The sequence below is a fragment of the Pseudomonas sp. PDM28 genome (genome assembly GCF_019219115.1).
GTDB lineage: Bacteria > Pseudomonadota > Gammaproteobacteria > Pseudomonadales > Pseudomonadaceae > Aquipseudomonas > Aquipseudomonas laurylsulfatiphila.
Map to the genome: position 1 here is coordinate 43,575 of NZ_JAHUWG010000002.1, position 19,050 is coordinate 62,624.

15 protein-coding genes and 2 pseudogenes are annotated in these 19,050 nt (G+C 55.2%); 13 read left to right on the forward strand and 4 right to left on the reverse strand.

The features are described from left to right. Positions 1-8: 8 nt before the first annotated feature. From KW841_RS03565 to KW841_RS03600, 8 genes are all read left to right on the forward strand, one after another. Positions 9-797: a fumarylacetoacetate hydrolase family protein gene (locus KW841_RS03565; RefSeq protein ID WP_218473575.1), complete on the forward strand. Its 789-nt coding sequence runs from the start codon at positions 9-11 to the stop codon at positions 795-797. A 34-nt stretch (positions 798-831) separates the two neighbouring features. Continuing rightward, entirely contained in the window at positions 832-1,752 is a 921-nt protein-coding gene (locus KW841_RS03570; RefSeq protein ID WP_218473578.1) for an acetaldehyde dehydrogenase (acetylating), read from the forward strand. 1 nt (position 1,753) lies between these two features. Continuing rightward, positions 1,754-2,803 (forward strand): 4-hydroxy-2-oxovalerate aldolase, encoded by a 1,050-nt coding sequence (gene dmpG / locus KW841_RS03575; protein ID WP_218473581.1) that lies wholly within the window; start codon positions 1,754-1,756, stop codon positions 2,801-2,803. A 202-nt stretch (positions 2,804-3,005) separates the two neighbouring features. Beyond that, positions 3,006-4,166: a DUF1214 domain-containing protein gene (locus tag KW841_RS03580; protein WP_256357695.1), complete on the forward strand. Its 1,161-nt coding sequence runs from the start codon at positions 3,006-3,008 to the stop codon at positions 4,164-4,166. A 3-nt stretch (positions 4,167-4,169) separates the two neighbouring features. Continuing rightward, positions 4,170-5,357, forward strand: a complete 1,188-nt coding sequence (locus KW841_RS03585; protein WP_218473583.1) for a sulfotransferase — start codon at positions 4,170-4,172, stop codon at positions 5,355-5,357. A 21-nt stretch (positions 5,358-5,378) separates the two neighbouring features. Then, positions 5,379-6,173, forward strand: coding sequence for an SDR family oxidoreductase (locus KW841_RS03590; protein ID WP_218473586.1), 795 nt, complete (start codon positions 5,379-5,381; stop codon positions 6,171-6,173). Positions 6,174-6,191: 18 nt separating this feature from the next. Next, complete coding sequence (locus KW841_RS03595) at positions 6,192-6,662, forward strand: SRPBCC domain-containing protein (RefSeq protein WP_218473589.1); 471 nt, start codon at positions 6,192-6,194, stop codon at positions 6,660-6,662. Positions 6,663-6,684: 22 nt separating this feature from the next. Beyond that, positions 6,685-7,647: an acetyltransferase gene (locus KW841_RS03600; protein WP_218473591.1), complete on the forward strand. Its 963-nt coding sequence runs from the start codon at positions 6,685-6,687 to the stop codon at positions 7,645-7,647. A gap of 29 nt (positions 7,648-7,676) precedes the next feature. Here KW841_RS03600 and KW841_RS03605 read toward each other — a convergent pair whose 3' ends face one another. Then, a complete protein-coding gene (locus KW841_RS03605) occupies positions 7,677-8,915 on the reverse strand; it encodes a helix-turn-helix transcriptional regulator (RefSeq protein WP_218473593.1) in 1,239 nt (412 codons plus the stop codon). Positions 8,916-9,204: 289 nt separating this feature from the next. Between KW841_RS03605 and KW841_RS03610 the strand changes: the two genes are divergently transcribed. Genes KW841_RS03610 through KW841_RS03620 form a run of 3 tightly spaced genes read left to right on the forward strand, consistent with a single transcriptional unit; the run spans position 9,205 to position 12,562 of the window. Continuing rightward, positions 9,205-9,552 (forward strand): VOC family protein, encoded by a 348-nt coding sequence (locus KW841_RS03610; protein WP_218473596.1) that lies wholly within the window; start codon positions 9,205-9,207, stop codon positions 9,550-9,552. Between the two features lie 57 nt (positions 9,553-9,609). Continuing rightward, the gene (locus tag KW841_RS03615) at positions 9,610-10,584 is read left to right on the forward strand and encodes a flavin reductase (RefSeq protein ID WP_218473598.1); all 975 of its coding nucleotides are present in this window, start codon (positions 9,610-9,612) and stop codon (positions 10,582-10,584) included. A gap of 22 nt (positions 10,585-10,606) precedes the next feature. Continuing rightward, a complete protein-coding gene (locus KW841_RS03620) occupies positions 10,607-12,562 on the forward strand; it encodes a pyrroloquinoline quinone-dependent dehydrogenase (protein WP_218473600.1) in 1,956 nt (651 codons plus the stop codon). A 609-nt stretch (positions 12,563-13,171) separates the two neighbouring features. Here KW841_RS03620 and KW841_RS03625 read toward each other — a convergent pair. The 3 genes and pseudogenes from KW841_RS03625 to KW841_RS03635 form a co-directional block, all read right to left on the reverse strand. Next, positions 13,172-13,451, reverse strand: a pseudogene (locus tag KW841_RS03625) (transposase domain-containing protein); the annotation flags it as partial. Positions 13,452-13,789: 338 nt separating this feature from the next. After that, the gene (locus KW841_RS03630) at positions 13,790-15,178 is read right to left on the reverse strand and encodes a DUF1329 domain-containing protein (protein ID WP_218473602.1); all 1,389 of its coding nucleotides are present in this window, start codon (positions 15,176-15,178) and stop codon (positions 13,790-13,792) included. Between the two features lie 21 nt (positions 15,179-15,199). Beyond that, positions 15,200-16,762, reverse strand: coding sequence for a DUF1302 domain-containing protein (locus KW841_RS03635; RefSeq protein ID WP_218473604.1), 1,563 nt, complete (start codon positions 16,760-16,762; stop codon positions 15,200-15,202). A gap of 1,224 nt (positions 16,763-17,986) precedes the next feature. Between KW841_RS03635 and KW841_RS29975 the strand changes: the two are divergent. Then, a pseudogene (locus KW841_RS29975) lies at positions 17,987-18,172 on the forward strand (HAMP domain-containing protein); the annotation flags it as partial. Next, positions 18,170-19,030: a methyl-accepting chemotaxis protein gene (locus KW841_RS29980; protein WP_371319493.1), complete on the forward strand. Its 861-nt coding sequence runs from the start codon at positions 18,170-18,172 to the stop codon at positions 19,028-19,030. The pseudogene KW841_RS29975 and the gene KW841_RS29980, both read left to right, overlap by 3 nt. The last annotated feature ends 20 nt before the right edge of the window (positions 19,031-19,050 follow it).

Below are 19,050 nucleotides of genomic sequence, written 5' to 3' on the forward strand. Positions count from 1 at the left end.
GATTCTCCATGGACCAGCACCTCATCAGTGAATTGGGTGACGAGTTGTATGCCGCGCTGCGTGCGCGCAAGACACTCTCACCGCTGACCACGCACCACCCCGAGATCAGCATCGACGACGCCTACCACATTTCCTTGCACATGCTGCAACGCCGTATCGCCGCCGGCGAACAATTGGTCGGCAAAAAGATCGGCGTCACCAGCAAAGCCGTGCAGGACATGCTGGATGTGCATCAACCGGACTTTGGGTTTCTGACCGACGCAATGCACTACCCAAACGGAGCCTGCATCAGTCTGAGTAAATCCGGCCTGATCCAGCCGCGGGCAGAGGGCGAGATCGCCTTCATCCTCAAAGAAGACCTTCACGGCAACGTCACTCGTGAAGACATATTGGATGCCACCGAATGGGTACTTCCGTGCTTCGAAATAGTCGACTCACGGATCACCGACTGGAAAATCCGCATCCAGGACACGGTCGCAGACAACGCTTCGTGCGGTGTTTTCGTGCTCGGCGATAAGCGCACCGCACCTCGCGAATTAGACCTGGCCAGCGTCCGTCTCGACGTGTTGCGCAATGGACTCGCCGCGGGTTCTGGACTGGGTAGCGCAGTCCAGGGCCATCCAGCGGAGGCTGTGGCCTGGCTGGCCAACACCCTGGGACGCTTCGGCATTCCATTCCGTGCCGGGGAAATCATTTTGTCCGGAGCTCTCGCACCGCTGGTGCCTGCCAGCGCCGGTGACAGATTCGAGCTCACCATTGAAGGATTAGGCGCAGCTTCGGTCAGTTTCATCGACTGATGACCGCCCCCCATCACGTTTCAGGAGGTGCAACATGAAAAAAATCAGATGTGCAGTGATCGGCCCAGGCAACATCGGCACCGATCTGCTCTACAAACTAAGCCGCAGCCCTGTGCTCGAACCCGTCTGGATGGTGGGTATCGATCCCACATCCGAAGGTCTGGCGCGTGCTCGCGAGATGGGCATGAAGGTCACGGACCGCGGCGTAGACGGGCTATTGCCCCATGTGATCGAGGACGGTATTCAGATCGCTTTCGATGCCACGTCAGCCTACGTGCACGCCGAAAACTCGCGAAAGCTCAATGCGCTTGGCGTGTTAATGATCGACCTCACCCCGGCCGCGATCGGACCGTATTGCGTGCCACCGGTCAACCTGCGCGAACAGGTCGGACAGCGGCAAATGAACGTGAACATGGTGACTTGCGGCGGCCAAGCGACTATCCCGATGGTCGCCGCGGTTTCACGGGTACAACCGGTTGCCTATGGTGAAATTGTCGCGACCGTTTCCTCTCGTTCAGTCGGCCCGGGCACCCGCAAGAATATCGATGAATTCACCCGTACCACTGCCGGCGCCATCGAACGTGTCGGAGGCGCAAAACAAGGCAAGGCGATCATCGTCATCAACCCGGCAGAACCGCCCATGATGATGCGTGACACCATCCACTGCTTGACTGAGTCCGAACCTGATCAAGCGGCAATTATCGCTTCGGTGAATGCCATGATCGCCGACGTGCAAAAGTACGTGCCCGGTTACCGCCTCAAGAACGGCCCGGTATTCGATGGCAATCGCGTGTCGATTTTCATGGAGGTCGAGGGTCTGGGGGATTACCTGCCCAAGTACGCCGGAAACCTGGACATCATGACTGCCGCCGCAGCCCGAACTGCAGAGATGTTCGCAGAGGAAATCCTCAACGGTAACTTGAACCTCGAACCCCAGACCGCGCTGGAGGCCTGACATGAACCTGCAAGGCAAGAAAATCATTCTGCACGACAACACTCTGCGCGACGGCATGCACCCCAAGCGTCACCAGATCAGCCTTGAACAAATGCGTGCGGTCGCTCGCGGCCTGGACGATGCCGGCATGCCGCTGCTGGAAGTCACCCATGGCGACGGCCTGGGCGGTGCGTCGGTGAATTACGGTTTCCCGGCCCATACAGACGAGCAATACCTGAGCGCGGTGATTGGCGAACTTAAACACTCCAAGGCATCAGCCCTGCTGCTGCCGGGTATTGGTACGGTCGATCACCTGCGCATGGCCAAGGATCTGGGCGTACATACAATCCGCATTGCCACACACTGCACCGAGGCCGACGTCTCGGAACAACACATCGCATTGGCTCGAAAACTGGAAATGGACACCGTGGGCTTTCTCATGATGGCGCACATGGTCTCCGGCGAGCAGTTGGTTGCCCAGGCCAAGCTGATGGAGTCCTATGGCGCCAACTGCATTTATGCCACCGACTCAGCCGGTTACATGCTTCCTGGGGACGTGACCGAGCGTATTGGCGCACTGCGTGCGGCGCTTAAACCGGAAACCGAAATCGGCTTCCACGGCCACCACAACATGGCGATGGGTATTGCCAACTCTCTGGCCGCCATCGAAGCTGGCGCAGTACGTATAGACGGTTCGACCAATGGCCTGGGCGCCGGAGCGGGCAATACACCGCTAGAGGTGTTCGTTGCCGTGTGCAATCGGATGGGCATCGAAACCGGTGTCGATCTTTACAAAATCATGGACGTTGCCGAAGACATCGTACTGCCAATGATGGATCACATGGTACGCATCGACCGCGACTCATTGACGTTGGGCTATGCCGGGGTTTACTCGTCTTTCCTGCTGTTCGCCAAGCGCGCCGAAGCCAAATACGGTGTCAGCGCCCGGGATATTCTGGTCGAGTTGGGCGCTCGCGGCATGGTCGGCGGTCAGGAAGACATGATCGAGGACACCGCCATGGACATGGCCCGTGCCCGCGACAAAGCACAAGCCATCGCCAAAAGCGCCTGACACGTCCCTCCCTCCGGACTCGGCGCCCCCACGCAGGCGCTGAGTCCGTCTTTTCTCCGTTCCTGTACCCCTCCTCCCTGCCTCACACCGCTGCGAACACCACCAACCGCGGTGTCACTCAGAACACTCTCCGGGTTGCCATGCGCCTGGCAAACAATCCGCGACACCCGTGCGGATAGTTAGTCCGAAAGGACGATGAGCATTGTTGACAGGTTTTCTACTCTGCGGACATACCAACCAGATCGAGGAAGCCCGTGTGGTAGACCTGACAGAGGCAAAGAGTGAAAACATTCGCACTTGGGAACTGTACTGCGACACTCTCAAGCGCGCAGGTCTGCAGCTGCAACGCCAGGAGGCGCCTCAAGACGACTTTAACCAAGCAGAAGGTATGCGTTATCTGAGCCGCTTGGCACGCATCGGTCTTGAGATGTTTGTCGAAGGCGGTGACGAGCAATTCCCGACCTTTATGGTGCCCTCCCACGAGACCGCGAAAATCGGCGCGGACAATCCGGACATGGGGTATCTGGCTGCACGCATTAATGGTCAGTACACCTATCGGGTCAGTGGACTGCGTGGATCGGCCGCCTCGATTAACTTCAGCACCAAGCGCGGCGGCTACGACAAGTCAGGCAAGCTAGAACCCGGTGGTTTCATCGACAGCAACAGCCTGACGTTCGCGCAAGACGGAAGTTTCGAGCTAGTCATCAGCCAACACCCGCAACCGGGCAACTGGCTGAAAATCGCTCCCGACAGCATTCAATTGTTGATACGCCAGGTGTTCCTTGATCGGGCCAATGAGAAACCTGCCCAACTGAAGATCGAGCGTATCGACGCCGACGGCAAACCCTTCCCGATCAACCCGGGGAAGCTGCGCAACAATCTGGTTCAAGCCGCCCATTTTGTCGAAAACACTGCGACCACCTTTGCCAATTGGGCGCAAAGCTACGAGGGGCATATCAATCAATTGCCCCCTGCCGACCAAACGCTCTGCCAATCCGTTGGTGGCGACCCAAACATCTTCTACTACCACTCGCGCTGGCAACTGGCTGAAGACGAAGCGCTGGTGATTCATCTCGACCGTATCCCGAACTGCGAATACTGGAACATTCAGGTCAACAACTACTGGATGGAGTCGCTGGACTATCGCTACTTCCGAATTTCACTCAATCAACACTCCGCCAAGCCAAACCCTGACGGCAGCGTCACCCTGGTGATCGCTCATCGTGATCCGGGCACCTCAAATTGGCTGGAAACCGCAGGCCATGACGACGGCACGATGTGCTTTCGCTGGATAGGCTCAAAAGAACAGGTTCACCCCAGAACGTACGTGGTGAAGCTCAACGAATTGCCACTAGGACTCTAGAACATGACCACTACCCCCCCGCTTGACGCCGAGGCCCTGCTCGCCGAGGCGATTAATCGCAATAACGGCCTGAATGATTTCGGCGACCCGAGTTTTCGTGAAGGTCTGGACGTGCTGCTGGCCTCGATTAAAAAAGACGGCCAGCTGTCCATTATCGGCAGCCAAATGTTCGCCGAACGCCTGGTCGAAAGCTTGGGCTCGCGTCTGGTGCTGGAAAACTATGTGCAGCGACACCCTGAGATTCTGAATGAGACGATTGCAGATCCAGTAGTCATCGTGGGTCTGCCGCGCACCGGCACTACCATGCTGCATCGGGTTCTGGCGCGGGATCCGCGCTTTTACACGCCAGCCTGGTGGGAAGTCCGCTATCCGGCACCACTGGCCACTGCCGAGGCCGGCAAACCGGACCCGCGGATTGCCCTGGGCAAGGCTGAGGTCAAGATGATGATCGAGGCCATGCCGGAATTGCTGACCATGCATCCATTGGATGCCGAGTTGTGCGATGAAGAAGTCGTGCTAATGGAGCACTCGTTCCTGAGTGCCATGTACGCCTATGCCAACGTCCCCGACTACACCGATTGGCTCGGTCGTCAGGATCAAACCCCAGCCTATGTGTACTTGAAAAAACAGCTGCAATTCTTGCAATGGCAAAAGCGTCAACGCGGGGAAGTGGCACAACGTTGGGTCATGAAGGCACCGCACCACACTCACGCCATGGACACGCTGTTCAAGGTATTCCCGGGTGTAAAAGTCATTCAGACGCACCGTGATCCGCTGGAAACCATTCCTTCGATGAGCAGCTTCGCTTACACCATCTGGGGAGTCTACAGCGACAAGGCCGACCCGAAAAAAGCGGCAAGCATCTGGTCAGCGAAATTCGCCAAAGGTCTGCGTGATGCCCTTTCCGTGCGCGACAACCAACCCAAGGACCGCTTTCTCGACGTCTGGTATCTGGACGCCGTCGCTCGCCCTCTGGAAGTCATCAAGCTCATCTATCCCTTCATCGGTGTCGAGCTGACGCCGGAAGTCGAGCAACTGATGCAGCAATGGTTGTCCTCCAGCAGCCGGGATAAACGGGCCGCACATGAGTACTCCCTTGAGAAGATGGGGTTGACCAAGGAACAGCTCGAACAAGACTTCGCCGCCTACCGCGCGCGCCACATCCTCCCGCGCCTGGAGAAGAGCGCGTAACCATCGTCAAGGACTGTCAACATGATTCTGCAGAACAAAGTCGTAGTCATTTCAGGGATAGGTCCAGGTCTTGGCGTAAAACTGGCCATTGAGGCTGCGCGAGCAGGCGCGCGCGGCGTCGTACTGGCGGCGCGAGGCATGGCCAAACTGGATGATGCGCAAGCCCGCATCGATGCTTTGCAGCTACCTTGTGAAGTACTCAAAGTGCCGACCGACATTCTCGATCCCGGCCAGTGTCGCAACCTGATAGAAAAGACGGTGGCGCATTTCGGTCAGCTGGATTGTCTGGTCAACAGCGCCTATAACCCCGGCAATGTCATGGATAATTTGCAAAACGCCGGCACTGAAGGCTGGCAAGAGATTTTCCAGACCAATGTCTTCGGCACGATGAATCTCGCACTGGAGGCTGCTAAACAGATGAAACTCCAAGGTGGTGGCGCCATGGTAATGATTAATTCACTGGTGACCCGCAAACCATTGGTTGGCCAAGGTGGCTACGCCGCGTCGAAAGGTGCCTTGGCCACTGCAGTGAAGTATCTGGCGCAGGAATATGCGCCGTTCGGCGTGCGGGTCAACACGGCGGCCATGGGCTGGATGTGGGGTACACCGGTTGAGCAATACATGCAGCACATTGAGCAAGAACAGGGCATTAGCGTGCAAGAGCAGGTTTCGGCGGTGTCGGTCAATATTCCCATGGGACATATCCCGACCGACGACGACTGCGCCAAGGGCGCGCTGTTTCTGGTATCCGACTACGCCAAGGCCATCACTGGCGCCTGGCTCGACATCAATGGCGGCGAATTCATGGCGCCCTGAATCACTGGAGCTGAACCTATGAGTAAGGCAAAAAATATTGTCACATCCGTGGTGGTCGAGATCGACGCGCCTGCCGAACTGGTCTGGGATATTCTGGTGGATCTCCCTCAATACCACCGATGGAATCCCTTCACTGTAGCCGTCGAGTCAAGCTTGCAACTGGGCGCCCCGGTCAATCTATACATCCCCGACCCAGCCAAACCCGGGGCGCGTTTTTGCGTGGTGGAGCACCTGGTTGCGTACGAGCCCAACCAATTGCTGTCCTGGGAGCAACGACCGAATGCGGACTCCAAGGATGCTGCCCGTCGCGACCAGTACATCGAAAGCCTGGGCACCGAACGCTGCCGGTATTTCACCACCGACATTTTCCTGGGGCTCAATGCTGACAACATCATGCAGACCTTCGGGCCTTGGGTGAAACAGAATTTCGATGCCGTGGCCAATGGCCTGAAACAGCACGCCGAAGCATTGCATGCCGCCGGCAAGTAGGATAACCGTTGAGGATTTTCGGATGAGTGTGGTTTATGCCTTCAATGGTGATGCAGATGGGCTCTGTGCGCTCCAGCAATTGCGCCTTGCCGATCCGCAGGAAGCGCAACTGATAACGGGGGTCAAACGCGACATCAAGCTGCTGGATCGAGTCCAGGCCGGCGTCGGTGACGAGGTGGTTGCATTAGACATTTCCCTGGATACCAATCGTGCAGGTCTGACCAGGCTGCTCGACAACGGTGTTCGCGTTCGGTACTTCGATCACCACTTCGCGGGTGAACAACCAGACCATGAACGTTTCACATCACACATCGACACAGCGGGCGACGTATGCACCAGCATTTTAGTTGACCGTCATCTGGAAGGCGCTTATCGCGCATGGGCCATCACGGCTGCATACGGTGACAGCCTGCCAAAGGTAGCCAACGCAATGGCGATTGCGGCCGGCTTCGACGCCACCGCTCGAGCGACCCTGGAAAAGCTAGGCATCTACCTGAACTACAACGCCTACGGTGAGAGTATCGAAGACTTGCACTTCGATCCTGCATTGCTGGCTCAAGAGATGCGCCCCTATGGCGATCCACTTGAGTTCGTCCACAACTCAAAGGCATTTGCAGCATTAAGCGCCGGGTATGAGGCCGATATGGAGCAAGCCCGTCAGCTACAGCCAGTGCGGCAGGGGCCGACGACGTCGATTGTCATGCTACCGGACGCAGCCTGGGCTCGTCGGGCAATTGGCGTGTTGGCCAACGAGCTGATGCTGGCTCAACCTGGGCACGCCATCGCCATTTTGTCGCCAAAATCCAAAGGCGGTTTCACCGTTAGCGTCCGGGTACCCGCCAATAGTAGTCTGGGTGCTGATGAGTTCTGTAGAGAGTTCCCCACAGGTGGAGGTCGACGCGGGGCAGCCGGCATCAACGATTTACCACACGTTGAGTTCGATCGCTTTGCCGACCTTTTCCAAACACGTTTTACGGCCTCTTGAGAGGCCGTTTTTCTATCGACTGATCCGGCTCAATCGTTGTTGGGTGTAATACTGCCCAACAGCAGACGCACCAGAGCTGTTTGACGGGTAACCCCAGTCTTGGAAAAAATCGAGCGTAGATGCGCTCGCGCTGTGTTCTTACGAATATTGAGATCATCCGCTGCCTCTTCCAGCGTCATGCCATCAGCCAGCAACAGCGCCAGAGCCGCTTCGGCCGGGGTCAATTCGAACAGCGACTGAATCACGTCCGGCGAAGCCTGGGATTTGTGCTCTGGATCGCGCAAAAACACCATAACCGCTGGCCGATGTCGTCCTTCCGACCACTCGCTCAGAGGTACCGAGCGTATTGCCACGCCATATTTGGCCAATCCCGATGGTCGGGTGATCGACATCGCTTGCGGAAGATGGGTGGCGTTTTCCAGTGCCTGCCGAATAAATTGTTGAAGAGCGCGATTTTCAGTCGAATACTTGGTCTCCAGTGTCCCGTTCGACATGTGGATACCGTCATGCGCGCGAAGAATTTCATCGGCCACTTTGTTGGTTTTCATGATGGTGCCGGTCTCATCGAACACCACAGTACCCAGCATCATGCGATCCACAGCACCGGCATACAGGCGGCGTTCCGACTCTATGTGATCCAGTCGGGAGTGGAGTTCAATGGAGCGCTTCAGATGTGGCAACAGAGCCTCGCACACCGCACGATCCCGATCGGAAAACGGCTGCGACGCGTGGCTGCGACAGACACGGAAACGGCACTCAGAACCATCTTTGGTATAGATATCGAACCCCAACAGATAACGTATATCGTAGGGCTCTACAAACTGCTTATAGAAGTCGCTGGTATGCCAATCGCCGGCACCGATCATCTCCTCCACCGTCAGAACCTTGTCTGGCGGTAAGCCCACAAAGGGATCAAGAGTAAAAGCGGTACGGCTGGAAAATTTGCCTTGCTCCATAAACGGGCCTTTGGGGCCGGCATTGATAATCAACGCATCATTTCTTTCCGAGGCAGGACGCAAGATCAACGTGACCCAATTTGCATCCAGAAGGTCGCGCAAAAGACTGAGTGAACTCGCCCAAGGCAAGGTCTCCAGGGGACCTTCATAAATTAGCGAAATTAGCTCATTGAACTTTGCCGGGGCCATACGGCTGCGTGAAAAAACGTCAGGGCTGGCAGCCCCCTCTTGTTGTTCGCTCATGTCGGCAGGTTCACAGGTGGGATGACAAACATCGCTGTGCGATACAGGTTCAGGCCAAACGAGTCTCATGCTTTTCTCCCGCTTATTTTTATTGTGGAGCTCGACACTTCCAGTGATGACGCAACGTCAAGGTTATTTCTTACGATCCTACCTCATCAAATCCTACAAAGTCTGCGGAATGCTAATTGAAATTAAGGCGTCCTGGACGGTGCGGCAATCGTTCATTTGGACGATGTCGGTGCTCATCTGCCTAAAACGGCGGAAAACCGGCAAAGGACTCGCCGGCTAGTCTCATCGGACGATGAAATCCAGAGGGGGGACTCCGTAGGCTAGGGTCATCACCGCTGGAGTTAGTGCCATGAAGCTCAATGCCCTCTTACTGCCCGTCGCAAACCTGGATTCAACGTTGCACCTGCTTCAGGACATCCTGGGACTGGCGCTGAAATTCCGTGATGCCGACCGCTACGCCGCCTTTGAATCATCCCCTTTGAGTCTCACTCTTGCCAGCGACGCCGAACGCATCATTGATAAACCAGCCTTGATTATCCAGGTCGAGCGAGATATCGAGGTTGTCGTTGATCGACTGATTGCAGACGACATCCTGGTCGTGCACCCGATAGAGAAAGGCCCCCATGAGTGGCGCGCCGTCCTCGAACCATTGAATAGCGCATTTCAGTTGGTTATCACGCAAAAACTGGCCAATTGAACGAGCCCTCCTCTGCGCCCATCACTTTTGACAAAAACAAGATCCGTGAGGCCCACCATGAACGCTAAAACCCAGTTCGATCCACGCGAATTTCGCAACGCTCTCGGCACCTTCACCACCGGCGTCACCATCATCACCGCCAGCGCGCCGGATGGCACTCCGGTCGGCATCACTGCCAACAGTTTCAATTCAGTCTCACTGGATCCACCGATGGTACTGTGGAGTCTGGCCAAGAGTTCTCGCAATCTAGAGGCCTTCGAAACCAGCGAATACTGGGCTGTACACATTCTCTCGGCCGAACAGGAAGCCTTGTCGAACCGTTTCGCCAAAAGTGGTGACGACAAGTTCAGCGGCGTCGATATAGACCTCGGACTGGGCGGCGTGCCTCTGCTTAACGGCTGTTGCACCCGCATGCAGTGCAAGACTTCCTTTATGTATGAAGGCGGCGATCACATTATTTTCGTCGGTGAAGTGATCGAGTTCGACCACCAACCTGTTGCGCCGCTGGTGTTTCAGGCAGGGAAATACGCCGTCGCTACCCGTAAAAGCGCAACCTTGTCGATGGCGCCCGGAGCCGATGTGGACTCAAGCTTCAGCGAGGATTTCATTGGCTACCTGCTCGCACGTGCACACTTCCAGTTCTACAGCCAGATCCGCCAACACGCGCTGAGTTATGGCCTGAACGACACCGAGTACTTTTTCCTGAGTGTGCTCAGCGTGAAAGACGGGCGAAGCCTTGAAAAACTCAACAGTCTGTTTTCGTACACCGGCTTCGAGGCCAACGAGCAAGTTTTGCAAGGCCTGCGCGATAAGGGCTTCGTGCGACTCGATGGCACTACCTGTTACCTCACAGAAGTAGGCCGCGACTCAACCTTACGCATTATCGCTGCGGCCAAGGCGCTGGAGGCGGACGTACTCGACCGCTTCGGCTATTGGGAAACCGTCTCCCTGAAAAACTTGCTCAAACAGCTGATTATTCAAACCGATCCAGGCCTTGCCCACCCTTGGGATGACGGTACCGAAGCCAAATAACTTCAAGAACTGGATGCCTTGCATGCACCTTTTTTTCAAGCTGACGGCGCCTCGTCGCCGGGCTGTCGCCGGCCTATTGCTGCCGTTTGCTGGCATGGCGCTTGCCGAAATACCCGCGAATGACCAATGGCCTCATTACGGTCGAACGCAGTCTGGTACGCGCTTTGTACCGGCCACACAGATCGGACCGCAAAATGTGCAAAATCTGCAAGTAGCCTGGACTTACCGTACAGGCGATCTGGCAACGCAGGACGCAAAGAACTTGCCGGCATTTGAAGCCACACCGCTGAAAGTCGATAACAGCCTGTATTTTTGCACACCGCACAACGTCATCATCGCCCTCGATGCCGACAGCGGCAAAGAGCGCTGGCGGTTCGATCCGCAGAGCAATACCTCAGGACATTATCTAGTGACCTGCCGAGGCGTGGCTTACCACGCCGATGCTCCCGCCAATTCCGTCAATGATTCTCCCTTGGCCTGTCCGACGCGAATTCTAGCGGCCACGCTGGATGGACGGTTGCTGGCACTGAATGCCCAAACCGGTAAACCCTGCACCGATTTCGGCGTCAATGGCACCGTGTCACTACTAGAACACCTAGGTAACATTAAGCCAGGCTTTTATAGCGTCACCTCCCCCCCCACTGTAGTAGGTGACAGCGTGATGGTCGGCGGTCTGGTACTTGATAACCAGTCAACCGATGTACCAAGCGGAGTGGTCCGGGCTTTTGATGCCCGTACAGGCAAGCCGCTCTGGTCTTGGGACTCCGGCGCCATTGAAGCCGATCAGAGTGCAAATACATACACCCGAGGCTCGGCCAATGCTTGGTCGGTGTTCAGTGCAGACCCACAACTGGGTTTGGTCTACATCCCGACCGGCAACCGTTCGCCTGACTATTTCGGTGGAGAGCGCAGTCCGAGCGAGGAACGCTACAGCAGTTCGGTAGTCGCACTGGAAGTGAGCACTGGTAAGGTCCGCTGGGCGTTTCAGACCGTTCATCATGACTTGTGGGACTATGACGTGGCTTCCCAGCCGGTACTGACTGAGCTCAACGGGACCCCCGCACTCATCCAGACCACTAAGACTGGCCAACTGTTCGTCCTCGACCGTCGCACGGGTACCCCACTCAGCAACGTGAGTGAGCGCCCGGTACCCGGCGGCCCTGCACCCGGCGACCAAGCTTCACCCACTCAGCCGTTCTCGAGCGACATGCCGTCCCTGCATCCCACCGTGCTGACGGAAGAGGATATCTGGGGGTTGACACCCATCGACCGCTATTTGTGCCTGCGCGAGTTCCGTCGCTACCGCCACGAAGGCATCTTCACTCCGCCATCACTGCAAGGTACCGTAAATTACCCCAGCAACCTGGGCGCCAGCAGTTGGGGCAGCGTTGCAGTGGACGAGCAGCGTCAGATCCTGATCGCCAACACCAACCGAATCGCCTCCATCGTCAAGCTCATCCCCCGTGACGAGTCCGATCGACAGGAAAAAGCCGGTGTGGCCCAGTACAACCCGTCATACGGCACCCCGTACGCAGTGCAGAACACTCCTTTCCTTTCTGCGTTAGGCATCCCTTGCACCCCACCACCGTGGGGGGTGTTGACGGCCATTGACCTGAAAACCAAACAACGGCTGTGGGAGATCCCCCTGGGCACGACCCAGGACAACGCCCCGCTCGGTATTGCCCTGAAACTGGGGATGCCGAATCAGGGTGGCTCGATAGTGACGGCCAGCGGCCTGGTTTTCATTGGTGCAACCACCGACAACTATTTACGCGCCTTCGAGACTAAAACAGGCAAAGAACTCTGGAAGGCCCGCCTTCCCGCGGGTGGCCAAGCCACGCCGATGAGCTATGTCTCATCACATGATGGACGCCAGTACGTGATTATTGCCGCTGGCGGGCATGCCCATATGGGAACCACTTTGGGCGATTACATAATCGCCTACGCGCTACCAAACCCAGAACCTTTGAACGAGTAGTCCATTTAGACGATTCCAGGAAATACGCGCCCACGTAGCCTGTAGATGGAGCAATTTCTAATCGATACAGGATAGACAGGGCGCTCCACTAAAAACCTTCACGATTGCGTTTGCAGACTGGAGTCAGCATGAAAACAAAAATAAGAATTGAGAACATGTTCGTCGTTTTGCTATCGATCACTGCAGTGGCGATGACGTTGACGGTCCTCGAATCGCGGATAAACCCTCACCCCAACAACTACGCGATGTGCAATTACACCGCCCCAGGCCCAGGTCAGCTCTGTGTTGCGCCCTCACAAATCAATTTGACAAGTATTTTTCGTTGATCGTCTGGCAGTGAATGAATCACAAGTTCTGGCTCGATACGATCCATCATCCAGCAAATGCCCTTTCACATAATGAAGGGGCACCTGCCCAATAACACAACGGCTCCAGCCCGTTGATGTCTTGCAATCCTATAAACAGGCAGTGCAATGGGCATTGACCTGCTTATTGATCCGCGCTTGACCTCCTGCATTCCTCTATGATCTCGACTGTCATCCATACGGATAGACGACGTATTCGACTACAACGGCGAGAGCAGTCCGCCTTGCGTAACTGAACCGGTTGTCACCTATGCGGCAGCACCTGGTCGATTTCACTCGCCCGCCGCGTCAGCAGGCGCATGCGAACATCCTTCGGATACACGTACGGATCATGCCCCGTTGAGCCGCGCAGACTGGACCAAGCTCATGATCGCCGCCGCCCATTTGCCGCTACGTAACGAGATTGCACAGAGCGAGTTCTTACCACCAGGCGCCCACGGCCGGATCTGGCTCTGCGCCCACTAATTATCAATGGGTAAACCCCCGTCATTGAGGTAGCGGGACAGCGCTTCCCAGCGTTTCAGGCGTATCCACTTGTTGGTCGAGCGTATCGACACGCTGCATCAACTGCGCTGCCAGAGCGCGCAGTTGTTCAGGGGAACAGGTAGTCGGGATGGGGGAGCGAAGTCACGGTGTCGATTTTGCCAAGCCAGACAATTCGCGGCGATAGACCGATAGGCTAATGGCAGCCGTTAAAGCAGTGTGATCGCGCAGCTGGAGCCCGCGCGCCGCCATTACAGTGAGCCAACACCGTCAGGCCAGTAGCACTTGCGTGCAACGCACCATGCCTGGCGCACAGCCAAAAAAGGCCCTCCATTAGCTGGAGAGCCTTATCTGTTACCAATGGATAACCTCTGGTTTATTAGCGCCCTGCCCCGCGCAACATATCGGGAGAGAATTGCTCTTCCTTGAGGCTGCCGTCATCCACCAACGTGACAGGTTTCTGCTCGGTCGTCAGGCGATCGGCAATATAAGATCCCGACACCAGGTCGTGGTACACAGCCAAATGCGGCCAACTGGTTTGAGCATCAAAGGCGTACACCATATGATTCATGACTGTGCGCCAGAATTGACCTCGGGCATCGTAGTTATCACCCAGCAACGGTACCCAAGTATCCTCATCGATGTACATGACTCGTTTGGGATACAGATGACGGAATCCAGGTTTTAGCTCGGCTTCAACGACCCAGACCCGATGCAGTTCGAATCGCGTGTACTCCGGACTGATATGTCCTTTGTTTTTCAGCAAGTCTGCGTACTTGAGCTTCGGGTCCAGCAATTTATAGGTGTTGTAAGGAACATAAATTTCACGCTTGCCGATCAGCTTCCAGTTGTAACGCTCGGGAGAACCATTGAAGATCTGTCCCTCGTCCAAGGTGGTGTATCCCCCGGGGCCGGGCTGGTCAAATCCGTAGTTAGGCAATTGACGGACACGGCGAGTGCCTGGGCTGTACTGCCAGACATCAAGAAAATCCGATTTGTAGTTATAGGGAACCCGGGCGTACGTCAGGGTCCCTTTGTCGCGCTGAGGCACGAGCTTCTCGCCATAACTCCAGGCCGCAGATCCCGTCGTTTCCACTCGATTCTTGGGGTCGGCCTTGCTGAGTACGATCTTGTGAAACTCACGCGCCCAGGAAATTCCGCCACTCGGGTTCACAACCGCCGTATCGAATGTTCCCACCTCTCGAGGTGACGCTGCAGGCACCGTCATATTCCATACGAGTTCCAGGCCGCTTTTGGGAATAGGAAATGGAGAACTGCCATTAGTTGCCTTTATACCCAACCCGTCATCGACGAGTTCGGCCGTAACAGCATTCTTTTTCGAGACATCACAAATCCATTGCGGATAAGCCCAGTCTCTATGCGTTTTATAGATCGGGAGATTGAAGGTGTCCGGGTATTTTTTCAGCAGCGCTTTTTGGCCATCGGTCAATTTAGCCGCGTACTGCTCCATGTTGCTGGCTGTGATGACATAAAGCGGTTTTTCATCCGCATAAGGGTCGGTGTAGGGTGTGCCGGTCCCGGCATAAGCAAGACCTGAAGGTTTGCCAAGCCACTTGCCTGAGTACTCAGGAATCGTACCCTCAGCGTTTCCGGCCTTCTCAGCACCTTGGCAGGTCAGTTGATTGCCTAGCTTGGCGGCCTCTTCAGCAGAGACCTTGGCCCACGCTGGTACGCTGACAAGACAGGTCATCGCCAAGGTACAAGCGGCTGCGGCTGCGGCTGCACCTGCATAGTATTTACTGAACATTTTTATACCCTCTTATACCGTTCAGAAACTGTATTTTGCGTTAAGCGTGACAAAGTCCCGATCAGCCAACTGACTCGGATCATTGGCATCACCGAAGAACATATTGTATTTAACGCCAATTTCGAGATTATCCAGATAAATCAAACTGGAGCCGACACTCAGACGTTTGTCACCCTCATTAAGAAGACCACTGCTTTGTATGACTCCGCTGCCTTTCACCCCTTGATTCCAAGCGATTGGAACGGTCAGATCCCAACCGTCGAAGACACCCAGGTATCGGTTGATATAGGCAAACGAATAACCCCAACCTGTACGAGTAGAAGACGCCAGGCTAGTATTTTTGGTACTCGCCCCATACGGATTACTATCAAGATCAAGCAGTTTCTGGCCTATAACTTCCGCCAGCACGATCACTTGATCAGACATAAAGTTAGGTCCGAACGATCCATATATATTGGCTTGTGCTTGCACCGCATCGCCGCGGACTTGTTGCGGCAAACCGGCTGTATTAACTTGAACTGGCAACCCTTGATAGTAGCCGACCTCCCCGCCCAGACTGTAATCCCCCAAGCGCGTGGAAATACTCATGGCGGTGGCTTTGATATCTTCAAAGTACTTCACATGGTATGAGCTGCCAGAAGGATCGAAAACGACAGAAGGTGTTTTGGCGTGGTAGTTAATATGATAGAGGCCAAGTTCCGTCGAAGGTGTTACTCGATACCGAGTGCCAATGCCCCACTGGCCGGAATCACGTGCATCGTCCGTTGACGTGCGCGGAATGGCGACACCGGGCGCGAAGAACAACTTCTCCGAACCCGGACCAATTACGTCTGTGGAGAACAGATAGTCGCCCGTCGGCGACAATTCTGTCGGACGGAAACGGAACTGCGAATAGCCCACCAGAGACCAATCCTGAGTGATGTTCCATTGACTGGAGAGAGCCTCTGCACCCAGTAGAACATCCTTGGTTTCAACCCCTGGAATGTTACTCTTTGAGGCATCTGCGCCGTTCTGTCCGCCCGAAATGCCCGGGAAAAACACGTTTTCACCCCAAGCAACCAAATGTTTGCCCAGTTTCGCACTGAGTTTACTTTCGCCCCCCAGGTCCCAGGCCCCATAAGTGTAAGCATCAAGCACGACGGTACGGCTGCCGTCCCACTTGCGAGTCTCTGAACTGAACTCGTCGGCGTCACCATCATGGTTCAATGTGCTTTGCGACTTATTATCAGTTGATCCTTTATAGACTGCGTCATAGAAAGTACTGCCACGCAAGAACAACCCATAATTATCCTTATGCAGATCGGATTCGATCAATAAACTCAGGCGATTGGTGGTCAGACTACCTCGATCGAAATTTCGATCGGAATCGTCTGCGTTAAGCTGGTTAAGAATTCTCCTGGACTGCTTCTCCGCGCGAACTCCGATACCGTAGTTGGCCGTCAGCGTGTAATCCATGCTCGCGCCATTGTCAAAATTGATTGTTTCACCCGCAAAACAGCTAATATTTGGCAAGGCCAGAGAAACGAATGCTGCCGACATCGGCACCCGGGCCAGTTTGCCGAGAACCCTTGGTGAAATCTTCATTTTGCTGCGTCCTCTTATTGTTGTTGATCGCAACGCGCGGTATCTACCTACTGCGAGTATTCCCTCCTACTCTCCAGTAACCTAAGTTTTGCCACTCTCTCGAACATCGTCTATTCGGACTATTCCTGAAAGTAAAAATACGCGCGACCGGCTAGTCCATATGGACGAGGCACACCAAAGCAACAACCGATAATTTAATGATGGGGTAATGTTAACTTGACTGATGCTATTGCAGGCTCCATAGGAAGCCACCCTTTTTTTGGATTCAGCAGAAACGCTAACGAAGCTCATATCTTTAGAATAATAAGGAACATTCAGATGCTACTTGTTGCCTCTCGTGCCTGCGCCAACTTGGCTGTAGGTAAAAAGCTGATTCTTGGATTTGGTATGGTGCTTGGATTGACGTTAACCGTCGCCATCACCGGTTTATATGCAGTCAACGCTATCATTCAGAAGCACACACGGGCGGTGTTGCTTACTCAAGTCAATACCCAAATTTTGCAAACACGCCAAGCTGAAAAAGATTTCGTTCTGACTCGGAATGCGGAATCGGTGCGGGAGGTAAACGCTCGCCTTGACAAGGCGACCCTTCAGATCAAAAACCTGGACGTAGCGGGTCCACCGGATCCGAATCTAAAAAAAATGACTGATGCTGTTGTCATTTACCGGCAACAATTCCAAGACTACGTTGAGCAAGTGGCCAAGGCTCAAACTGCGCGTAACGTCATCTCAGAAGATGCCAATGATGCACGCCGGCAGTTCGAAGTCATTGAACAAGACATGTATAACGCCGCCCGCGACGAACAATTGGCCAAAGACATACTGCGTGGCGGTGACCCTCTGTCTTTGGCCGAGAGCGCCTCAAAATTGAGTAAGTACATGCTCGACCTGCGCAGCAATGAAAGCCTCTATATCATCGATGGGACACAAGAGGCCTTGGACACCTGGGGACAGGTCAACGATGAGCTTCAAGCTCAGGCGCGCAACCTCTCGGTATGGCTGGGTGAGGAGCAGATGCATGCACTCAACGGCGCCCTGGAAGCGCTGTTTCGCTATCAGCAAACCTTTGAGAACTACCATCAGACGCGTCTGGATAGCAAGGCCATCGAAGCCAGGCTGATTGAACGGGCACAGACTGTCACCGCGCTGAGCGAAGAGGCCTTGGTAACAGAAGAACAAACCATGCGTACCGATAGCCAGCAAGTTTTTGTATTACTTGGCGCAATGACGGCCTTTGCAATTGCGCTAGGTATCTGCGCCACCGTGATCATTTCCAGGCTGATTGTTACTCCCCTGCTGCAAACGGTCGCGTTCGCCCAAAAGGTCGCTGCGGGCGATCTGCGACAAAATCTGAAAGTTGAGCGCACCGATGAACTTGGGCAGCTGTTGACGGCCATGCAAGACATGATGCTCAGTCTAAGGAATCTGATTGGGAAAATTGGTACAGGCGTAGGTCAAATCGCCAATGCATCCGAAGCTCTTTCAAGCATCACCGCGCAAACACGTGAGGGGGTGTTGATACAAAAAACAGAAACCGAGCACGCCGCCTCAGCCATCCAACAGATGAGTCTCACCGTTCAAGAGGTCGCCATCAACGCCGAAAACGCCTCTCGAGCCGCCTATGAGGCGGATGAAGAGGCCCGTCATGGTGATCGGGTCGTGCGCGAAGCCGTCGCACAAATTGATCATTTGTCTACAGGGATCGAACACTCCGCTCAGGCCGTCCAGCAACTGCACCAGGAAAGCGCCCAGATCAACACAGTGCTGGAAGTCATTCGAAGTGTTGCCGAACAAACCAACCTGCTGGCGTTGAATGCCGCGATTGAAGCCGCTAGGGCCGGCGACCAGGGCCGAGGATTTGCTGTGGTGGCGGACGAGGTTCGCGCTTTGGCCAGGCGCACCCAGAGCTCGACGCAAGAGATCGAGACATTGATCACTACTCTCCAGCGGATGGCGCAGCAGGCAGTCGTCGAAATGGAAAGCAGTCGTAAACTGACGCAAAGCACCGTCAACCTCGCCGGCCAGGCCAGTTCGGCCCTGGGACGCATTACGCAGTCGGTCTCCATCATCAAACAGATGAATCAACAGATCGCCGCCTCAGGCGAGGAGCAAACCGCGGCTGCCAAATCGATCAGCACCAGCATGGTCCAGGTACGTGACATTGGGGAGAAAAGCGCGTCCACCAGCGAAAAGACCGCAATATCGAGCGCTCGTCTCGCAATCTTGGGTGGGGAACTTCAAGGATTGCTAAAGCAATTCCAAATCTGAGCCCCAGGAGGCTTCCTGGG